Below are 18919 nucleotides of genomic sequence, written 5' to 3' on the forward strand. Positions count from 1 at the left end.
GGTGCGGGCGGCGGGCGACCCCCGCCGCCCGCACCACCGTTGGTGGGGAGACCGATCGACCATGGACGTCACCCGACTGCTGACCCGTCTCTACAGCGACGAGGGCCGGCAGGACCCGTACCCCTGCTACGCGGGGCTGCACGAACTGGGACCGGTCAGCCCGGTGCCGGCGACCGGCGGGCACCGCACGTTCGCCGCCGTCGCCGTCGGCTACGACCTGGTCAGCCAGGTGCTGCGCGACCCGGGGTGGTACAAGCAGGCGCCGCCGGGCTGGCAGGAACAGGAGGTGCTGCGCACCCTCCAGACGTCGATGATGTTCGTCAACCCGCCGGAGCACACCCGGATGCGGGCGGTGTTCGCGAAGACCTTCACGCCGCGCCGGCTGGGCGCGCTCGAACCGACCGTGCACCGCGTCGTGGACGATCTGCTGGACCGGATGGCCGACGCCGGGGACGCCGACCTCGACTTCGTCGCGGAGTTCGCGTATCCGATGCCGGCCCTGGTGATGGCGGAGTTCATCGGCATTCCCGCCGGGGAACTGGACTTCTACCGGCAGCGGGTCGAGCGGATCGACGAGTACCTGGACGTGGCGGGCAAGACCCCGCAGCGCCGCGACGCCGCCAACACCGCCGCCGCCGAACTGCGTGACTTCTACGCGGAGCTGATCGCCCACCGCCGCCGCCGGCCCGGCGAGGACCTGATCAGCGCCCTGGTGGAGGCGAGCGACTCCGGGGACGTGGAGCTGACCCCGGACGAACTGGTCAGCAACCTGATCGTCCTGTTCAACGCCGCGTTCGTCACCACCGTCTACATGTTCGGCAACGGGCTGCCGCTGCTGCTGGCCCACCCCGACGTGGTCGCCGCGCTGCCCGGCGACGACACGCTGACCCGGGGCGCGGTCGACGAGATCCTGCGGCTGGAGGCCCCGGTGCACCTGCTGGCCCGGGCCGCGCCCGGCGACACGGAGATCGGCGGGGTGCCGGTCGAGCGGGACCACAACGTGCTGCTGGTCCTCGCCGCCGCCAACCGCGACCCGGCCCGCTTCCCCGACCCGGACCGCTTCGACCCGCGCCGCGGCGGACCGCCGTCGTTGGCCTTCGGTGCCGGACTGCACTTCTGTCTCGGCGCCGCGGTGTCCAGGCTGGAGGGCCGCCTCGCCCTGCCCAAGCTGCTGGCCCGCTTCCCCGGGCTCACGGTCGCCGAGGCGCCGACGTACAGCGGCAGCCTCTTCCTGCGCGGCATCGACAAGCTTCTGATCCACACCCGAGGAGGGTCCGCGTGAGCGTCCATCCGCAGGTGGCGGCCTACCGGGCCGCCCGTGAGGCGGCCGGCACCCCGCCGCTCTACACCCGGACCCTGGCCGAGGCCCGCGCCGCCGACCTCGCCGCGATCCGCGCAGGCGGCGGCGCGGTCGAGCCGGTGCACGAGGTACGCGACACGCACGTCCCCGGCCCGGCGGGCTACCTCCCGGTGCGCGTCCACCGGCCGGCGGGGCAGGGACCGCTGCCCACCCTGGTCTACTTCTTCGGCGGCGGCTGGACGCTGGGCAGCATCGACACCGCCGACGGCATCTGCCGGCGGCTGGCCAACGCGGTGCCCTGCCAGGTGGTCACCGTCGGCTACCGGCTGGCCCCGGAACACCCCTTCCCGGCGGCGGTGCACGACTGCCACGCGGCCACCCGGTGGATCGCCGCGCATCCGGAGGAGTTCGGCGTCGACCCGGAGCGGGTGGCCGTCGGCGGGGACAGCGCCGGCGGCAACCTCGCCGCCGCCGTGACCCTGCTGGCCCGGGAGCGCGGCGGGCCCCGGCTCGCCGCCCAACTGCTGGTGTACCCGAACACCGACCAGAGCGCCGAACCCGGCGGGGCCGGCGACGATCCGCTGCTGTTCAACCGCCGCTCGGTCGCCTGGTACCGGGGCCACTACCTCGCCGACCCGGCCGACGCGCGGCACCCGCTGGCGTCGCCGCTGCTCGCCGCGGACCTGACCGGACTGCCCCCGGCACTGGTGATCACCGCCGAGCACGACCCGCTGCGCGCCGAGGGGGAGCGGTACGCGCAGCGGCTGCGCGACGCCGGGGTGCCCACCACCCTCACCCGGTACGCCGGCATGATCCACGGCTTCTTCGCCATGCCCGGGGCGTTCGACGACGGCCGGCGCGCCCAGGACGAGGCCGCCGCGTTCCTGCGCGGGCGGTTCGCGGCGAGCGTCGCCGGCGTGCCGGGTGGCGGGGTGACCACCATCGGGGCGGTGCCGGTGGGAAGGGAGCCTGGTGATGGCTGAGGGGGTGCTGCCGACGTCGGACCTGCCGGTGGCACAGCCGTCGCCGGCCAGCCTGACCGACTTCGCCGAGCCGGCCCGGGCGGTGCTCCCGCCCGACGTGTGGGACTACATCGACGGTGGCAGCGGCGCCGAGACGACGCTCGCCGCCAACCGCCGCGCGCTGGACCGGGTGGCCGTGCTGCCCCGGGTGCTGCGCGGCGTGCACACCCCCCGCACCGAGGCACGGCTGCTCGGCACGTCGTACGCCATGCCGGTGGCCGTGGCGCCGATGGCGTACCAGCGGCTGGTGCACCCCGACGGGGAGCTGGCGCTGGCCGCCGCCGCGGGCGCGGCCGGCGTGCCGTACCTGGCCAGCACCCTGAGCAGCGTGCCGATCGAGCAGATCGCGGAGACCAGCGCGACGATCTGGTTCCAGCTCTACTGGCTGCGCGACCGGGGCCTGGTCGCCGATCTGCTGGACCGGGCGCATGCGGCGGGCTGCACGGCCCTGACGGTCACCGTGGACGTGCCGATCCTCGGCCCCCGGCGGCGCGACGTGCGCAACGCGTTCGCCATCCCGCCGCACGTGGTGGCAGCCAACCTGCCGGCCGACCGAGGCGACCTCGTGCACACCGCCACCCCGGGAGTCTCCGCCATCGCCGCGCACACCGGCGAGGTCTTCGCGCCCGCGCTGACCTGGGCCGACCTGGAGTGGCTGCGCGGCCGTACCACCCTGCCGCTGGTGGTGAAGGGCATTCTCGACCCGCGCGACGCGGAGTTGGCGGTGGTCGCCGGCGCGGACGCCGTGGTGGTCTCCAACCACGGCGGACGGCAACTCGACGGCGCACCGGCCACCGCCACCGTGCTGCCGGAGGTGGTGGCGGCGGTGGCCGACCGGTGCGAGGTGCTGCTGGACAGCGGCGTGCGCGACGGCGTCGACGTGCTGCGCGCGCTCGCCCTCGGCGCACGCGGGGTACTGGTCGGCCGACCCATGCTGTGGGCGCTCGCCGCTGGCGGCCGGGCCGGGGCACAGACGGCGCTGGCGCTGCTGGCCGGCGAATTCCGCGACGCCCTGGCGTTGGCCGGCTGCCCCGGCCCGGAGGCCGTCCGGGAACTGCGCGTGCTGACGGAGGGCTGAGCGATGGCCGACCCGGTTGACCTGCACGTCGCCGACCTGCACCCGGCGGTCGACGACCCGGCGCTGAACTCGATGAACTTCCTCAACGAGGTGGCCCAGCACTATCCCGAGGCGGTGTCGCTGGCGGCCGGCCGGCCGTACGAGGAGTTCTTCGACGTCGCGGCGCTGCACCGGCACCTGGAGACGTTCCGCCGGCACCTGGCCGACGACCTCGGGCAGAGCCCCGCGCAGGTGCACCGGACGCTGTTCCAGTACGGCCGCACCAAGGGCATCGTGCACCACCTCGTCGCCCGCAACCTCGCCGTCGACGAGGACGTCACGGTCGACCCGGCGGCGATCGTGGTGACCGTCGGCTGCCAGGAGGCGATGTTCCTGGTGCTGCGGGCGCTGCGGGCCGACCCGCGCGACGTGCTGCTCGCCGTTGCCCCGACGTACGTCGGGCTGACCGGCGCCGCCCGGCTGCTGGACCTGCCGGTGCGGCCGGTGGCGGGGGGCCCGACCGGGATCGACCTGACCGACCTGCGCGAGCAGGTGCGCCGCGCCCGGGCGGCGGGGCTGCGTCCACGCGCCTGCTACGTGATGCCGGACTTCGCGAACCCGTCCGGGACCAGCATCGGCCTGGCCGACCGGCGGCGGCTGCTCGACCTGGCCGCCGAGGAGGACCTGCTGCTGCTGGAGGACAACCCGTACGGACTCTTCCCCGCCTCCGACGCCGGGCGGCTGCCCACGCTCAAGGCGTTGGACACCGCGCGGCGGGTGGTCTACCTGGGCTCGTTCGCCAAGACGGTGCTGCCCGGCGCCCGCGTGGGCTACGTGGTCGCGGACCAGCGCGTCGCCGGTGCGGACGGCGCGGTGGGTCTGCTCGCCGACCAGCTCGCCAAGATCAAGAGCATGGTCACGGTGAACACCTCGGCGATCGCCCAGGCGGTGGTCGGCGGCGCGCTGCTGGAGCACGGGTGCAGCCTCGTGGCGGCCACCGTCCGGGAACGGGCCGCGTACGGCCGCAACCTGCGCCACCTGGTCGACGGCCTGGCCCGGCGGTTCCCGGCGGGCACCTCGCCGGTGCGGTGGAACGTCCCGGCCGGCGGGTTCTTCGTCGTGGTCACCGTGCCGTTCGCCGTCGACGACGCGCTGCTGCACCGCTCCGCCCGCGAGTACGGGCTGCTCTGGACGCCGATGGCGCACTTCTACGACGACGGCGCCCCGGTCGACGCGCTGCGGCTGTCGGTCAGCGCGGTCACCCCGGAACAGATCGACCTCGGGCTGGACCGGCTGGCCGCCCTGGTCGCCGACGAGACGGCCCGACGGGCGGCGACCGCCGACGTGGGATGACACATCGCGTTCACCGCACGGCAATGCGCGACTGCCCATGTTCCATCGTCCTCGGTGGACACTCATAATGGACGCCATGGTCGCCTGGGAATACGCGTTGCTGGTCCGCCGCTATCAGGGGCAGGGTCGCAACTTCCACGTCAGTTTCACCTGGTACGGCCCGGACGGGTCGCGCCGGGACATCACCGCGTACGGCGACACGGCGATCTCACACCTCAACCGGGCCGGCCGGGAGGGCTGGGAACTGGTCTCCGCAGCCGAGGACGTGAACAACGTCCAGGGCAGCACCGAGGTGCACCGCTACCACCTGAAGCGCCCCGTCGCCTGACAGGGAGAACCCCCGTTCCCATCCGCCCCGCGTGCCTCACGCGAGGGCGGGGCCGGTGACGGGGACGCCCCCGCGCCGGTGGGGCCGGGCGGGGGCGTCGTGGTGGAACGGGCTCAGCCGAGGTCGACGGCCGGGTAGAGCGGGAAGCCGGTCAGCAGGTCGCTGGCCTGCTTGCCGACCCGGTCCGCGACGGCGGCGTCGAGGACGTACTTGGCCTTGGACGCGGTGCCGTCCGGGTTCGCGCCCGGCCTGGTCTGGCTGAGCACGGTGTGGATCAGCTCGGCCGTCTCGTCCATCTGCGCGGTGCCCAGCCCCCGGCTGGTCAGCGCCGGGGTGCCGACCCGGATGCCGGACGTGTACCAGGCGCCGTTCGGGTCCTGCGGCACCGAGTTGCGGTTGGTGACGATGCCCGAGTCGAGCAGCGCCTGCTCGGCCTGCCGGCCGGTCAGCCCGTAGCCGGTGACGTCGATCAGCACCAGGTGGTTGTCGGTGCCGCCGGTGACCAGCTTGCCGCCCCGGCGCAGCAGCCCGTCGGCGAGCGCCTGCGCGTTGTCGACGATCCGCTGCGCGTAGTCGGCGAAGTCGGGGCGCCGGGCCTCGGCGAGGGCGACGGCCTTGGCGGCCATCACGTGCGGCAGCGGGCCGCCGAGCACCATCGGGCAGCCCCGGTCGACCTGGTCGGCCAGCTCGGGCTGGCAGAGCACCATGCCGCCACGCGGGCCGCGCAGCGACTTGTGGGTGGTGGTGGTGACGATGTGCGCGTGCGGCACGGGGTCGAAGTCGCCGGTGAAGACCTTCCCGGCGACCAGGCCGGCGAAGTGCGCCATGTCGACCATGAAGGTGGCGCCGACCGAGTCGGCGATCTCCCGCATGATCCGGAAGTTGACCTTCCGCGGGTACGCCGAATAGCCGGCGACCAGGATCAGCGGCTTGAACTCGCGGGCCGCCTCGGCGACCTTGTCGTAGTCCACGAGGCCGGTGGCCGGGTCGGTGCCGTAGCTGCGCTGGTCGAACATCTTGCCGGAGATGTTCGGCCGGAACCCGTGGGTGAGGTGGCCGCCCGCGTCCAGGGACATGCCGAGCATCCGCTGGTTGCCCAGCTCCCGGCGCAGCGCGAACCAGTCCGCCTCGGTGAGGTCGTTGACCTGCCGCACCTGGGCCTTCCTCAGCGCGGGCGACTCCACCCGGTCGGCCAGGATCGCCCAGAACGCGACCAGGTTGGCGTCGATGCCGGAGTGCGGCTGCACGTACGCGTGGGCGGCGCCGAACAGCTCCCGGGCGTGCTCGGCGGCGAGCGCCTCGACGGTGTCGACGTTCTGGCAGCCCGCGTAGAAGCGGCGGCCGACGGTGCCCTCGGCGTACTTGTCGCTGAACCAGTTGCCCATGGTCAGCAGGGTGGCGGGGGAGGCGTAGTTCTCGCTGGCGATGAGCTTGAGCGACTCACGCTGGTCGGCGAGCTCCGCGCCGATGGCGTCGGCGACCCGCGGCTCGACGGCGCGGATCACCTCGAGGGCGCTGCGGAATGCGGTGGATTCGGCGTTCAGCGACGACATGCGACCTCCAGTGACGTGCGGAAGGCCCAGGCGCTCGGCATGCGTCCTCATGACGGGACCGCTTCCCGATGGTTCTCCATCCCTACGCGCCAGTCACGGCCCGTGCCGATCCTACCGGGTGGGCCCCGGCGGTCCCCGGCCACCTCGCCGGACGCCCCCGCCGGGCGGGGCGACCGGTGCGGCCTCGCGGAGTGGACGCGGCACTGCCTAGGATCAGCGGCATGGCGGGGGATGACGGCGAGGGCGGCAGCCTGCTCGCCATCAGCGACCTGCACGTCGGTCACCCGGGCAACCGGGAGGTGGTGGAGGGGCTGCGCCCCGGGTCGCCGCAGGACTGGCTGCTGGTCGCCGGGGACGTGGGCGACACCGTGGCGGACGTCGAGTGGGCCCTCGGCCTGCTCAGCCGCCGCTTCGCGCGGGTGGTCTGGGTGCCGGGCAACCACGAGTTGTGGACCCCGCCGGCCGACCCGGTGACGCTGCGGGGGACCGCGCGCTACGCGTACCTGGTCGACGTCTGCCGGCGGTTGGGCGTGCTGACCCCGGAGGACCCGTACCCGGTGTGGCGGGGCGTGGGCGGCCCGGTGCTGGTGGCGCCGCTGTTCCTGCTCTACGACCACAGCTGGCGCCCGGACGGGTTCGACACCCCCGAGGCGGCGCTGGCCGAGGCGTACCGGGTGGGGGTCGTCTGCACCGACGAGTTCCTGCTGCACCCCGATCCGTACCCGAGCCGGTCGGCGTGGTGCGCCGCCCGCGTCGCCGAGACCGCCCGGCGGCTCGCCGAGCGGGAGCCGGGGATGCCGACGGTGCTGGTCAACCACTGGCCGCTGCTGCGCGAGCCGACCCGGGTGCTGCACTACCCGATCTTCGCCCAGTGGTGCGGCACCGAGACCACCGCCGACTGGCACCTGCGTTTCGACGCCGCCGCGGTGGTCTACGGCCACCTGCACATCCCTCGTACCACCTGGCACGACGGCGTGCGGTTCGAGGAGGTCTCGGTGGGCTACCCCCGGGAGTGGCAGCCCCGGGCCAAGCCGCCGGCGCTGCGACGGATCCTGCCCGCGCCCCCGGGTCTCGGCTGACAGCTTCCCGGCGCCCCGCCGAGGCAACGAAGACGGGTCGGGCCCGGCGGATCACCGCCGGGCCCCACCACGGGTCGTGCCGTGCTGTTACTTCACCACGTTGTACGCGTTGACCATGCCGGCGCCGTAGAAGCCGTTGCGCTTGCCGCCGGAGCAGGTCGCGTCGTAGGCGTTCGGGCCGGCCGCGATCAGCGGCACCGGGTTGTAGACGCCGCCGGGGCATGCGATCGACTCGGCGGTGTTGCCCAGGAAGGCCGACAGCTGACCGGACGTCATGCCCGGGTGCGCCGAGACCGCCAGGGCGGCCACGCCGGTGGCGTGCGGCGAGGACATCGAGGTGCCCTGCTTGTAGCCCCAGCCGTTGGTCTTCGTGGTGGTGTTGTAGGTGGTGGACAGGATGCCGTCGGTGGGGGTCGAGCTGACCCCCCGGGTACGGAAGCGGGTGTCGCCACCCGGCGCCGTCACCTCGACCACGCCCTGGCCGTACGAGGAGTAGTAGCTCTTCTGACCGGTCGGACCGACCGCCGACACGGTCACCACGCCCGGTGCCTCGCCCGGCAGGACGAGGCAGGAGTTGGTGAGGTTCTCGCGCTCCTCGGGCGTCCCGTTGTTCGGGCTGCCCGTGTCGGTGATCTTGTGAGCGAGGTCGAAGTTCGAGTTGCCCGCGGATGCGACGTGCAGCACGCCCTTGCTCTGCGAGTAGCGCAGCGCCCGCTGGACGGCCTTCCACACCGGACGCTGGCGTGCGTCGTTGCGGCAGTTGAGCTGCCACGGGTCGATGTAGTAGCTGTTGTTGGTCACCCGCATGCCCTGCTCGGCGGCCCACATGAACCCGCAGACCGCGGCCTCCGGGAAGATGTAGCCGTCGTCGTTGACCACCTTCACGGCGGCCACCTTGACGCCCGGAGCGACACCGGTCACCCCGACGCCGTTGACGGCGGCGGCGATGGTGCCGGCCACGTGGGTGCCGTGGTCGGAGGTGGTCGGGTTCCAGGCGGACTCGGCGGTGTCGGAGACCCCACCGATGCAGGACGCGCTCTTGTTCTTGGCGATCTGGTCCTTCAGATCGGGGTGGCTGGAGGAGATGCCGCTGTCCAGTACGCCCACGACCACGTCGGCCCGGCCGGCGTTGACGGCGTGGGCCTGCGGGACGTCGATCATCGGCATGTCCCACTGCTGACCGAAGAGGGGCTCCTTGGTCGGGTCGGCGGTCGTGTTGGCCGCCTCGGCCGCGGAGACCTCGAGGGTCTCACCCTCTTCGAGGGCGGTGCCCAGGCCGGCGGTGGACGCCACCGAGTCGACTCCCGCGCCCGCCACGTCCGTGACGAAGTCGGGGTTGGTCGACCGGACGACGAGCACGCCGATCTGGTCGTAGCTGGCCACCACGGTGCCGTTGGCGGCGGCCACGCGGGCGGCCGCCTTGTCGGTCTTGCCACCCTGCGGGGCGAGCACCAGGAACGTGGTGTCCGGGCCGGCGGCCGACGCCGCCGGGGCCACCCCGCCGGCGACGGCGAGGCCGACACCGAGCGTCACGGCGGACGCGGCAGCCAGTGTCTTGCGACGGAGGTTCTTCACACAGACTCCCAGGGGCTGTTTCCAGCCGGGGCACGCTCCCTGGCGGGGAGCGGCCGGCGGGAGGCGGGCGGGACGCACGCCTCCGTCAGTACCAGCGCCCAAGCGCCGTGCGGCGTTACACGCGCGGACGTCAGGCGTGAGTCGGGCGACCCTCGCAGACCTCCCGCCGGATCTCCTCCAGCCGGTCGGCCAGTTCCTGCGGCCGGCTCAGGGCCACGGGGTGTCCGCCGTCCATCTCGTCGGGCGTGATGCCCAGCCGGTCGGACACCAGCTTCCGCAGGAAGTCGATCGGGAAGAAGCGGTCCCCCCGGCAGAGCAGCGCCCGGGTCGGCACCTCGGGCCAGGCGCCGAGCGGCCAGGGCTTCCCGAACGGCGTCCCCGACTGGTCGCGGGCGTTCGCCGTGGCCTCCTCGACCAGCTGTGGCGGCAGCTCGTGGAAGAAGATGACGCCGGGGTCGTCGTCCTGCGCCGGCGTCCAGCCCTCGCGCTGCGCCTGGACCTGCCTGGCGTGTGCGTAGCCGGTGTTCTCCCACCACTCGCCCGGCGACTCACCGGGCGAGGGCACCATCGGGGTCAGCAGCACGAGCAGTTCGGCGTCGACCCGGTCGCACACCAGTGGGCCGGTGAACGCGCCGAACGACTGGGCCACGACGACCAGGTCCGTACGGTCCCCGATGGCCCGGACGGCGGCGTCGGCGTACTCCGCCAGCCCCGCCGAGTCGTCGGCGCACGGCAGGTCGACCGCCACCACGTCGTGCCCCCGGTCCCGCAGCTGGCCTGCCAACAGGTGCCAGTACCAGGGCCCGCTGCCGGCGGGGGGAATCAACACGTAGGTCGCCATGGTCAGTGATCCTCCAGGTCAGATGAGTGGGCCGATGACCCGCGCGGGCCGCCGGTCACGGCGCCGGGTCCGGTGGTGTCGATCGTCGTCGCGGTGTTCTTCATGGTCCTGCCCGATTCCGTGCCACCTTCGCCCACGAACCATCCTCCGTCCTGTCCGCCTGGTCATGCAGACCCACCGGGGACGCGGAGACCCGCGTCCGGGCGTGATCGGGGTCGGGCCGGGTAATCCTTGCCTCCACCGATCACCGAGACGGGGAGGTGTGTGCCATGGCCACCATGGTCAGGGGGCCGGCGAGCCCGGTGATGGACCAGAACTACGACCTGATCCACGTGTTGCAGGAGTCGTTGCAGCACATCGGGAGGTTGGAGACGTACATCGCCGACGCCGACGCGCGGGGCGACTCGGAACTCGCCACCTGGTTCCGGAAGATGCAGGAGAACAACCGTAAGGCGGGCGAACAGGGCAAGAAGATGCTCATGGCGCGACTCCAGGAGGAGATGAGCTGAGCCCGTCGGCGGTCGGACGGCCGGACGTGGGCCGCCCGACCGCCGCGTGCGCCGCCGGTGCCGATGACGGGCCGGCGGCTGCCCGGCGTGTCGGTGCCGCCCGCTATGGTCCCCGCACGACGCGGGTGATCAGGGAGACAGGGTGCGCACGTTCGAGTACACCGATGGCAGCGCGGCCAGGTTCTGGCAGGTGGAGCGGGACGGCGCGACAATGACCATCCGGTACGGGCGCCTCGGCTCGACCGGCCGTAGCCAGGTCAGGGAGCTGGCCACCGCCGCGGAGGCCGCCGCGCACGTCGACAGGCAGGTCGCCGAGAAGCTGCGCAAGGGGTACGCCGAGACCGCCGCCCGGCCCACACCCGCCACCGCCCCCGCCGACGCCCTGCCCGACGAGGAGACGTTCGTGGTGCCGAGCGCGTGGCGGCGCAGCATGGTGCCCCGGCACGGCGGCCCCGCCCGCCCGACGCTGCCGCGCGGCGCGAAGGCGACAGCCGCCGCCGACGAGCTGGTGCGGTCGGTGCGCGGCGGGATCGACCGGCTGACCGACCGTGGCGGCGATCGCGACGTGCTCGACGCGCTGTGGGCCCACCTGGCCGGTGACCACACGCCGCTCGGCGCGGGTGCGCTCATCGTCGCCGTGGCCCACGAGCTCGGCTGGTACAGCAGGGACAAGGCCGTCGCCCTGGCCGACGGGCTCGTCGAAACCGACGGGGTGGTGTTCACCGCCTCCGCCATGGCCGAGGCGGCCGGCCTGCACAGCGGCCGGTGCGACCGCGACCAGAACTGCAGGCTCAGCCGGGACCCCGCCGGGACCGGGGTGTGGGGCTACCGCGACGGGCGGCCCGGGGTGGCCCGCCGCGTCCGGGCACACCTGGCCGCCGCCAGCGACGAGGAGTACGCGGCCGCCCGCGCCGCGCTGACCGCGTACCGCGACGGGCCGCTCGCGACGCGCGTGACGACCGCCTTCCTGGTGCCCACCGAGGCGGACTGGGTGGCCGAGGGCGTCGAGGCGGTGCAGCGCGACTTCGACCTCGACTCCGCCGAGCTGCTGCTGTTGTCGACCGCCGAGGCCAGGCACGTCACCGCGCTGGTCGACCGGTTCTCCGTGCACGTCCTGACCCGCGACGCGACCCTGCTCACCACCATGGCGGCGGCCGTCGGCCCGCGGTTCGCCCCGCTGCTGGCGCAGTGGTTCGACGTCGAGCACACCCCCGCCGAGGGGAAGCGGCGGTTGGCGTCGCTGATGTCGGCGTACCCCACCGACGAGGCGATGTGCCTGCTGCTCGACCGGCTGGACGAGAAGTACGTGTCGGGCGCCGTGCTGGACATGCTGGAGCGGTTTCCGGTGCGTGGGGTGCGGCTGCTCGCGGAGGTGGCGACGGCGAACACCCCGGCGGCCCGGGAGGCCGCGACCCTGCTGCGCGGGCACGTCGTCGGGTGTCCGGCCGCCGTCGCCGCCGCCTCGGCCGGGCTGGGCGAGGCCGCCCGGCGACGGGTGGCGGAGGCGCTCACCGAGCGGGCCCCGGCCGTGCCGCCGGCCACGCCGGAGCAGCTCCCGGCAGTGCTGGTCGATCCGCCCTGGCAGCACCGCCGCAAGGTCGCCGCGCCGATCGTGCCGGGCGTACGGCGGGTCGAGGAGTCGGCGTTCGACTGGCTGCCGGGAGAACGGGACCGCTTCGTGGCCACGGTCCCCGAGCACCTGACGAGCCGGCTCTCTCCTCGTGCGATGGCGGGCATCGCCCGGGAGGTGGCCGCCGGCCGGGCCGCCGGCCACCTCCAGGTCGCCTTCTTCACGACGGCGCCGGAGGAACTGGCCCGCCCCCTGCTGTCCGAGTGGCGGCCCCACCATCCCTACCGCGCCGAGTACTGGATGCGCTGCGTGCTGGGTCGCTTCGAGGAGGCCGCCCTGCCGGCCGTGCTGTCCCGCGCCGGGGACGACCCGGTGGGCGCCGCCACCGCGCTGCTGCCGGTGGCCGACTCGGCCGTCGCCGACCTGATGGCGGGTTGGCTCGACCGGCTCAGGAAGGTGCGGGACACGGCCCTGGCCTGGCTGCGCCGGCACCCGGCGGTGGCTGCCCGTGCGCTGGTCCCGGCGGCGGTGGCCAAGCCCGGCCCCGCGCGCCGCGCCGCCGAGCGGGCCCTGCGCGTCGTGGCTGCCCAGGACGCCACCGTGGTGCGGCAGGCCGCCGAGGGGTACGGTCCCGACGTCGCCGCCGCGGTCGCCGCGCTGCTCGACGCCGACCCGCTGGACGAGCTTCCCCGCACGATGCCGACCCTGCCGCGCTGGTTCGACCCGGAGGTGCTGCCGCCGGTGCTGCTACGCGAGCGTGCCACGGCGCTGCCCACCGATGCCGTGCGGCACCTCGGCACCATGCTCGCGCTCTCCGGCCCCGGCGAGGCCTACCCGGGCATCGACGCCGTGCGGCAGGTGTGTGACCCGACGTCGCTGGCCGAGTTCGGCTGGGCGCTGTTCGAGCGCTGGCGGGCCGCCGAGCACCCGGCCACGGAGAGCTGGGTGCTCGCCGCGCTGGGCTGGATTGGCGACGACGAGACCGCCCGCCGGCTCGCGCCGCTCATCCGCGCCTGGCCGGGCGAGGGCGGCCACAGCCGGGCGGTCGCCGGTCTCGGCGTGCTCGCCTCGATCGGCACCGACGTGGCGCTGACGCACCTGTGGGGCCTGTCGCAGAAGGCGCCGTTCCGGGGGTTGCGCGAGCAGGCCGGGCAGCAGGTCGCGGCGGTCGCCGCCGGCCTCGGGCTCGACGCCGAGCAACTCGGCGACCGGCTGGTGCCCGACCTGGGCCTGGCCGCCGACGGCAGCCTGGTCCTCGACTACGGCCCGCGCCGGTTCACCGTCGGCTTCGACGAGCAGCTCAAGCCGTACGTGGTGGACGGCACCGGGGCCCGCCGCAAGGACCTGCCCAAGCCGGGAGCACGCGACGACCAGGAGCTGGCGCCGGCGGCGTACCAACAGTTCGCCGGCCTGAAGAAGGACGTGCGTACGCTCGCCGCCGACCAGATCCGCCGCTTCGAGGCGGCGATGGTGACGGGTCGCCGCTGGCCGGCCACCGAGTTCCGTCGCTACTTCCTCGACCACCCGTTGCTGTGGCACGTCGTACGCCGGCTGGTGTGGGCGACCTTCGACGAGGCCGACGCGGTCGGCGTCGCGTTCCGGGTCGCCGAGGACCGCAGCCTCGCCGACATCTCCGACGACCTGTACGAGCTGCCGGCGGAGGCCATGGTGGGCATCCCGCACCCGTGGCACCTCGGCGCGCACGTGCCGGCCTGGGCGGAGCTCTTCGCCGACTACGAGATCCTCCAGCCCTTCGCCCAACTGGGCCGGGAGGTGCACCATCTCGCCGACGACGAGCGGGAACAGAAGATGCTCGACCGGTTCGCGGGCGTCGGCACCGAGGCCGCCCGGCTGCTCGGTCTGGAGCGGCGCGGCTGGCGGCGCGGTGCCCCGCAGGACGCCGGGGTCCAGTGCTGGTTGGAGCGGGCCGTGCCGGGTGACCGGGCGATCGTGGTCGACATCGAGCCGGGCATCGCGATCGGCATGGTGGGCGAGTTCGCCGAACAGAAGATCACCGGGGTCTGGGTGAACGACCGCCCGCACGGCGACTGGCGCGGCCGGGGTCGGGTCCGCTTCGGCGACCTGGACCCGGTCGTCGCCTCCGAGTTGCTGCGCGATCTCGCGGAGGTGACCCGGTGAGTGGGGCCGACCCGAGGGCCGCACGGGCGCAGCGGCCCCCGGCCGAGGTCCGCCACGCCGACGAGCTGGCCCGGCTGCGGGCCGACGACACCGATCCCCGGCCGCCGGGCTGGGTGTTGAGCCTGCGTGCCGCCCGCCGGTTCATCCTCGGCGATCCGGCCGCCGGGATCACCCGCAAGTTCGTCGGCGACCCGTCGCTGATCGACCGGGCGCTGGTCGCGCTCGCCACCAGCCGGGGGCTGATGCTGGTCGGCGAGCCGGGCACCGCCAAGTCGCTGTTGTCGGAGCTGCTCGCCGCCGCCGTCAGCGGCGACTCGACGCTGACCATCCAGGGTGGCGCGTCGACCACCGAGGACCAGATCCGCTACTCCTGGAACTACGCGCTGCTGGTGGCCGACGGGCCGTCGCCGCGTTCGCTGGTGCCCGCGCCGCTGCTGCGCGGCATGGCCGAGGGCAGGCTGGTCCGCTTCGAGGAGATCACCCGCTGCCCGCTGGAGGTGCAGGACTGCCTGCTCTCCCCGTTGTCGGACCGGGTGCTCGCCATCCCCGAGCTGCCCGGGCCGGCGGCGATGGTGTTCGCCCGGGAGGGGTTCAACGTCATCGCCACCGCGAACACCCGCGACCGTGGGGTCAACGAGATGAGCGCGGCGCTCAAGCGGCGGTTCAACTTCGAGACGGTGTTCCCGATCCCGGACATCGCCACCGAGCTGGACCTGGTCGAGGCGGAGGCGACCGCCCTGCTGCGGCGCTCCGGGGTGACCGTTGCGCCCCGCCGGGACGTCCTCGAGGTGCTGGTCACCACCTTCCGCGAGCTGCGCACCGGGATCACCGAGCGGGGCGACGCGATGGAGCGGCTGTCGGCGGTGATGAGCACCGCCGAGGCGGTGTCGGTGGCCCACGCCGTCGGGTTGCGTGGCTGGTTTCTGCGCGGCGAGCCGGGCGAGGCGGCCGACGTGGTCGCCTGCCTCGCCGGCACCGCCGCCAAGGACGACGCGGAGGACCTGGCCCGGCTGCGCCGCTACCTGGAACAGCAGGTGCCCCGGCGCTCCGGCGCCCAGTGGCAGGCGCTGCACCACGCCCGGCACCTGCTGCCCGGCTGATGGCGGCCACCGGCCAGCTGGCCGACCCCGCCGAGCCCCACGCCGCCCCCGGCGCGCCCGCCGACGTCCACTTCCTCGGGATCCGTCACCACAGCCCGGCCTGCGCCCGGTTGGTGGCCCGGAGCATCGCGGCGGTCGACCCGGCGTACGTCCTGGTGGAGGGGCCCGCTGACCTGAACGGCCGGCTCGACGAGCTGCTGCTCGGCCACGAGCTGCCGATCGCCGTGTTCACCGCCCACCGGGCCGAGGGCCACCGGCACGCGTCGTGGAGCCCGTTCTGCGACCACTCGCCGGAGTGGGTGGCGCTGACGGCCGGGCACCGGGCCGGCGCCCAGGTGCGCTTCATCGACCTGCCGGCCTGGCATCCGGCGTTCGCCCGCCGCGACAACCGGTACGCCGACGCCGAACAGCGCTACGCCGCGGCCGTCGAGCGACTCTGCGCCGCGTACGCGGTGGACAACGTGGACACCCTCTGGGACCACCTGTTCGAGATCGCGCCGCCCGACGGGCTGGCCGAGCGGCTGGCCGCCTACTTCGACCTGCTGCGGGGCGAGTCGGACGCCGGGGCGGACGACACCGCGCGGGAGGCGTACATGGCCCGCTGGGTGCGCGCCGCGCGGGCCCGGGCCGGCGGCCGGCCGGTGCTGGTGGTCACCGGCGGGTTCCACCGGCCGGCACTGGTCCGGCTCGCCGCCGCCGAGGAACCGGCCGGGGGCACGGGCGACGAGGACTGGCCGGAGGTTCCCGCGCCCGCGGGGGACGCGACGGCGCGCAGCTTCCTGGTGCCGTACTCCTTCCGGCGGCTCGACGCGTTCGACGGCTACCAGTCGGGCATGCCGTCGCCGGCGTACTACCAGCGGCTCTGGTCCGACGGCCCGCAACGGGCCGCCGACGCGCTGGTGGAGACGGTGGTGGGCCGGTTGCGTGAGCGGCGGCAGCCGGTCTCCACGGCCGACCTGATCGCCGCGCGCACCATGGCCGCCGGCCTGGCCCGGCTGCGCGGCCACCCCCACCCGGCCCGCACCGACGTGCTCGACGGGTTGGTGTCGGCCCTGGTCACCGACGCGCTGGAGCAGCCGCTGCCGTGGACGGCCCGGGGCAGGCTGCCGGCCGGGACGCATCCGGCGGTGGTGGAGATGGTCGCCGCCCTCAGCGGCGACCGGTCCGGGCGGCTGCACCCCGACACCCCGCTGCCGCCGCTGGTGCACGACGTCGCCGCCGCACTCGACAGGCACGGGCTCGACCTGCACGGCGACGTCCGGCTGAAGCTGACCGACCCGGCCGACCTGGCCCGCAGCCGCCTGCTGCACCGGCTGCGGGTGCTCGGCGTGCCCGGTCACGTCCGTGAGCGAGGTCCCGCCCTGGGCGCCGCCCCGGAGTTGACCGAGCACTGGGCGGCACGCCCCGACGACGACCGGCTCGCCGCGCTGATCGAGGCCGGTGGGCACGGCCCCACCGTCGCGGACGCGGCGACCGCCCGGATCGAGGAGCGGGCCGGCGCGCTCGCCGGCGACGTGGACGGGCTCGGCGAACTGCTCTTCGACGCCGCGCTGTGCGGGCTGCGGGAGCCATCGGCCCGGGCACTGGCCGCGATCACCCGGGCGGCAGGCGGGGCCAACCGGCTCGACGCGCTCGGCCGGGCGTTGGCCGCCGTGCTCGCCCTGTGGCGGCACGACGTGCTGCTCGGCAGTGCCGGCGACGCCGGGTCGGGGGCCGCGATCCGTGCCGCGGTGCGGCGTACCCTCTGGCTGGCCGAGGGGATCCGCGGCGGAGGGCCGGCCGAACCGGGGCGGCTGGCCGCCCTGGTCGCACTGCGCGACGCGGTCCGGCACGCCGGCCCGGCCCTCGGCATCGACCCGGTGCCCACGCTGGCCACCACGGCCCGGATCGCCGCCGACCCCGCCGCCCCGCCCGACCTGCGGGGCGCGGCGCTCGGCCTGCGCTGGTCGTTGGGCGCGGGCGGGGAACCGGCCCACGCGGTACGGGCGATGGCCGCGCCGGGCACCCTCGGCGACTGGCTCTGCGGGCTCTTCGCGCTGGCCCGCGAGCAGGTGGTCGGCGGCGAACGGGACCTGCTCGACGTGCTGGACACGCTGCTCGGCGAGCTGACCGGGCACGACTTCCTGGTCGCCCTGCCGGCGCTGCGGCAGGCCTTCGGGTGGTTCCCGCCCCGGGAGCGGGAGACGATCGCCGGCCACCTGCTGGCCCGGCGTGGTGCCACCGGCGCCGCCGCCCGGTCGCTGCTGCGTACGCCGGTCGACCCGATGGTGGTGGCCCGGTCCCGGGCGCTCGACGCAGAGGTGGACGCCCTGCTCGTCAGGGAGGGGCTCGACCGGGAGGGGAGCACACCATGACGGACGCGGCCGACCCGACGCTGGAGCGGTGGCGGCTGGTGCTCGGCGAGGCCGCCCACGACGGACTGGGCGGCCCGGGGCTGAGCGCGGAGGCGCTGGCCCGGGACGCGGCGCTGGACTGGCTCTACGGGCGCGACGAGGAGCTGGCCCGGCGCGGCGTGCGGCGCGGCGGCACGGGGCCGTCGTCGCTGACCACGGTGGACTGGCTCGACGGGATCACCCGACTCTTCCCCAGGGAAACCGTCGAGCGGCTGGAACGCGACGCCGTCGAGCGGTACGAGATCCACGAGGTGGTCACCGACCCGGAGCTGCTGGGCCGGATCGAACCGAACCCGACCCTGCTGCGGGCGGTGCTACGCACCAAGCACCTGATGAACCCGGAGGTGCTGCGGCTGGCCCGGCGGATCGTGGAGACCGTCGTCCGGCAGCTGGTGGAGCGGCTCGCCGCCGAGGTACGACAGTCCTTCTCGGGCACCCGGGCCCGCCGACCCAGCCGCTTCCGGCAGGCCCGCAACTTCGACGTCCGGCGCACCATCCAGGCGAACCTGGCACACTGGCGCCCCGACGAGCGTCGGCTGCACATCCGGTCCCCGCACTTCTACTCCCGCACCCGCCGGCACCTCGACCGCTGGCAGGTGATCCTGCTGGTCGACCAGTCGGGCTCGATGACCGGCTCGGTCATCCACGCCGCGGTCACCGCCGCCTGCCTGTGGGGGCTGCCCGGCGTCCGCACCCACCTGGTGGCGTTCGACACCGAGGTGGTGGACCTGACCGCCGACGTGGACGACCCGGTCGAGCTGCTGATGAAGGTGCAGCTCGGCGGCGGCACGGACATCGCCCGCGCGGTCGCGTACTCCGCCGGGCTGGTGGAGAACCCCCGGCGGAGCATCGTCGTGTTGATCACCGACTTCTACGAGGGCGGCGACGCCGGCGCGTTGGTGCGTACGGTCCGCCAACTCGTCGCGCAGGGCACCCACGTGCTCGGGCTCGCCGCGCTCGACGAGGAGGCCGAGCCGGTCTACGACCGGGACGTGGCCCAGCGGCTCGCCGACGTGGGTGCCGGGGTGGGGGCCATGACACCGGGGGAGTTGGCCGCGTTCGTCGCCGACCACGTGAGCCGGTGACCGGGCGACGTGCTC

13 protein-coding genes, 1 pseudogene and 1 riboswitch are annotated in these 18919 nt (G+C 74.6%); of the genes and pseudogenes, 11 read left to right on the forward strand and 3 right to left on the reverse strand.

Annotated elements, in window-relative coordinates; genetic code table 11:
- The first annotated feature begins 61 nt into the window (after positions 1 to 61).
- The 5 genes and pseudogenes from AB0D32_RS21450 (at position 62) to AB0D32_RS21470 (ending at position 5060) form a co-directional block, all read left to right on the forward strand.
- Positions 62 to 1282: a cytochrome P450 gene (locus tag AB0D32_RS21450; protein WP_357092766.1), complete on the forward strand. Its 1221-nt coding sequence runs from the start codon at positions 62 to 64 to the stop codon at positions 1280 to 1282.
- Positions 1279 to 2199: pseudogene (locus tag AB0D32_RS21455) on the forward strand (alpha/beta hydrolase); the annotation flags it as partial. The gene AB0D32_RS21450 and the pseudogene AB0D32_RS21455, both read left to right, overlap by 4 nt.
- A 76-nt stretch (positions 2200 to 2275) precedes the next feature.
- Entirely contained in the window at positions 2276 to 3400 is a 1125-nt protein-coding gene (locus AB0D32_RS21460; RefSeq protein WP_357092769.1) for an alpha-hydroxy acid oxidase, read from the forward strand.
- 3 nt (positions 3401 to 3403) lie between these two features.
- Positions 3404 to 4732, forward strand: coding sequence for a PLP-dependent aminotransferase family protein (locus AB0D32_RS21465; RefSeq protein ID WP_357092772.1), 1329 nt, complete (start codon positions 3404 to 3406; stop codon positions 4730 to 4732).
- A 67-nt stretch (positions 4733 to 4799) separates the two neighbouring features.
- Complete coding sequence (locus AB0D32_RS21470) at positions 4800 to 5060, forward strand: hypothetical protein (RefSeq protein ID WP_357092775.1); 261 nt, start codon at positions 4800 to 4802, stop codon at positions 5058 to 5060.
- Between the two features lie 113 nt (positions 5061 to 5173).
- Here AB0D32_RS21470 and AB0D32_RS21475 read toward each other — a convergent pair whose 3' ends face one another.
- Positions 5174 to 6613: a glycine hydroxymethyltransferase gene (locus AB0D32_RS21475; RefSeq protein WP_357092778.1), complete on the reverse strand. Its 1440-nt coding sequence runs from the start codon at positions 6611 to 6613 to the stop codon at positions 5174 to 5176.
- 17 nt (positions 6614 to 6630) lie between these two features.
- Positions 6631 to 6720: riboswitch (ZMP/ZTP riboswitch) on the reverse strand.
- Positions 6721 to 6834: 114 nt separating this feature from the next.
- On the opposite strand from AB0D32_RS21475, the gene AB0D32_RS21480 reads away from it, so the two are divergent.
- Entirely contained in the window at positions 6835 to 7692 is an 858-nt protein-coding gene (locus AB0D32_RS21480) for a metallophosphoesterase (protein WP_357092782.1), read from the forward strand.
- Between the two features lie 87 nt (positions 7693 to 7779).
- Here the strand turns inward: AB0D32_RS21480 and AB0D32_RS21485 are convergent, their stop codons facing one another.
- Both AB0D32_RS21485 and AB0D32_RS21490 read right to left on the reverse strand, forming a co-directional pair.
- A complete protein-coding gene (locus AB0D32_RS21485; protein WP_357092785.1) occupies positions 7780 to 9267 on the reverse strand; it encodes a S8 family serine peptidase in 1488 nt (495 codons plus the stop codon).
- A gap of 130 nt (positions 9268 to 9397) precedes the next feature.
- Entirely contained in the window at positions 9398 to 10108 is a 711-nt protein-coding gene (locus AB0D32_RS21490) for an alpha/beta hydrolase (protein WP_357092788.1), read from the reverse strand.
- Positions 10109 to 10377: 269 nt separating this feature from the next.
- Between AB0D32_RS21490 and AB0D32_RS21495 the strand changes: the two genes are divergently transcribed.
- The 5 genes from AB0D32_RS21495 to AB0D32_RS21515 all read left to right on the forward strand — a co-directional run bounded on the left by AB0D32_RS21495 (position 10378) and on the right by AB0D32_RS21515 (position 18904).
- The gene (locus AB0D32_RS21495; RefSeq protein ID WP_357092791.1) at positions 10378 to 10617 is read left to right on the forward strand and encodes a hypothetical protein; all 240 of its coding nucleotides are present in this window, start codon (positions 10378 to 10380) and stop codon (positions 10615 to 10617) included.
- 142 nt (positions 10618 to 10759) lie between these two features.
- Positions 10760 to 14326, forward strand: a complete 3567-nt coding sequence (locus AB0D32_RS21500; protein WP_357092794.1) for a DUF4132 domain-containing protein — start codon at positions 10760 to 10762, stop codon at positions 14324 to 14326.
- Complete coding sequence (locus AB0D32_RS21505; RefSeq protein ID WP_357092797.1) at positions 14323 to 15426, forward strand: AAA family ATPase; 1104 nt, start codon at positions 14323 to 14325, stop codon at positions 15424 to 15426. The genes AB0D32_RS21500 and AB0D32_RS21505 overlap by 4 nt, the downstream gene beginning before the upstream one ends.
- Positions 15426 to 17780: a DUF5682 family protein gene (locus AB0D32_RS21510; RefSeq protein ID WP_357092800.1), complete on the forward strand. Its 2355-nt coding sequence runs from the start codon at positions 15426 to 15428 to the stop codon at positions 17778 to 17780. The genes AB0D32_RS21505 and AB0D32_RS21510 overlap by 1 nt, the downstream gene beginning before the upstream one ends.
- Complete coding sequence (locus AB0D32_RS21515) at positions 17777 to 18904, forward strand: VWA domain-containing protein (protein WP_357092803.1); 1128 nt, start codon at positions 17777 to 17779, stop codon at positions 18902 to 18904. The genes AB0D32_RS21510 and AB0D32_RS21515 overlap by 4 nt, the downstream gene beginning before the upstream one ends.
- Positions 18905 to 18919: the final 15 nt, after the last annotated feature.

This window comes from Micromonospora sp. NPDC048170, assembly GCF_040652795.1.
Classification (GTDB): domain Bacteria; phylum Actinomycetota; class Actinomycetes; order Mycobacteriales; family Micromonosporaceae; genus Micromonospora.

What these genes read in the sequence shown, in the direction of transcription:
- AB0D32_RS21515 (WP_357092803.1), top strand. Translation starts at nt 17,777, where the DNA reads ATGACGGACGCGGCCGACCCGACGCTGGAGCGGTGGCGGCTGGTGCTC.
- AB0D32_RS21465 (WP_357092772.1), top strand. Translation starts at nt 3,404, where the DNA reads ATGGCCGACCCGGTTGACCTGCACGTCGCCGACCTGCACCCGGCGGTC.
- AB0D32_RS21470 (WP_357092775.1), top strand. Translation starts at nt 4,800, where the DNA reads ATGGACGCCATGGTCGCCTGGGAATACGCGTTGCTGGTCCGCCGCTAT.
- AB0D32_RS21450 (WP_357092766.1), top strand. Translation starts at nt 62, where the DNA reads ATGGACGTCACCCGACTGCTGACCCGTCTCTACAGCGACGAGGGCCGG.
- AB0D32_RS21510 (WP_357092800.1), top strand. Translation starts at nt 15,426, where the DNA reads ATGGCGGCCACCGGCCAGCTGGCCGACCCCGCCGAGCCCCACGCCGCC.
- AB0D32_RS21480 (WP_357092782.1), top strand. Translation starts at nt 6,835, where the DNA reads ATGGCGGGGGATGACGGCGAGGGCGGCAGCCTGCTCGCCATCAGCGAC.
- AB0D32_RS21475 (WP_357092778.1), bottom strand. Translation starts at nt 6,613, where the DNA reads ATGTCGTCGCTGAACGCCGAATCCACCGCATTCCGCAGCGCCCTCGAG.
- AB0D32_RS21490 (WP_357092788.1), bottom strand. Translation starts at nt 10,108, where the DNA reads ATGGCGACCTACGTGTTGATTCCCCCCGCCGGCAGCGGGCCCTGGTAC.
- AB0D32_RS21495 (WP_357092791.1), top strand. Translation starts at nt 10,378, where the DNA reads ATGGCCACCATGGTCAGGGGGCCGGCGAGCCCGGTGATGGACCAGAAC.
- AB0D32_RS21460 (WP_357092769.1), top strand. Translation starts at nt 2,276, where the DNA reads ATGGCTGAGGGGGTGCTGCCGACGTCGGACCTGCCGGTGGCACAGCCG.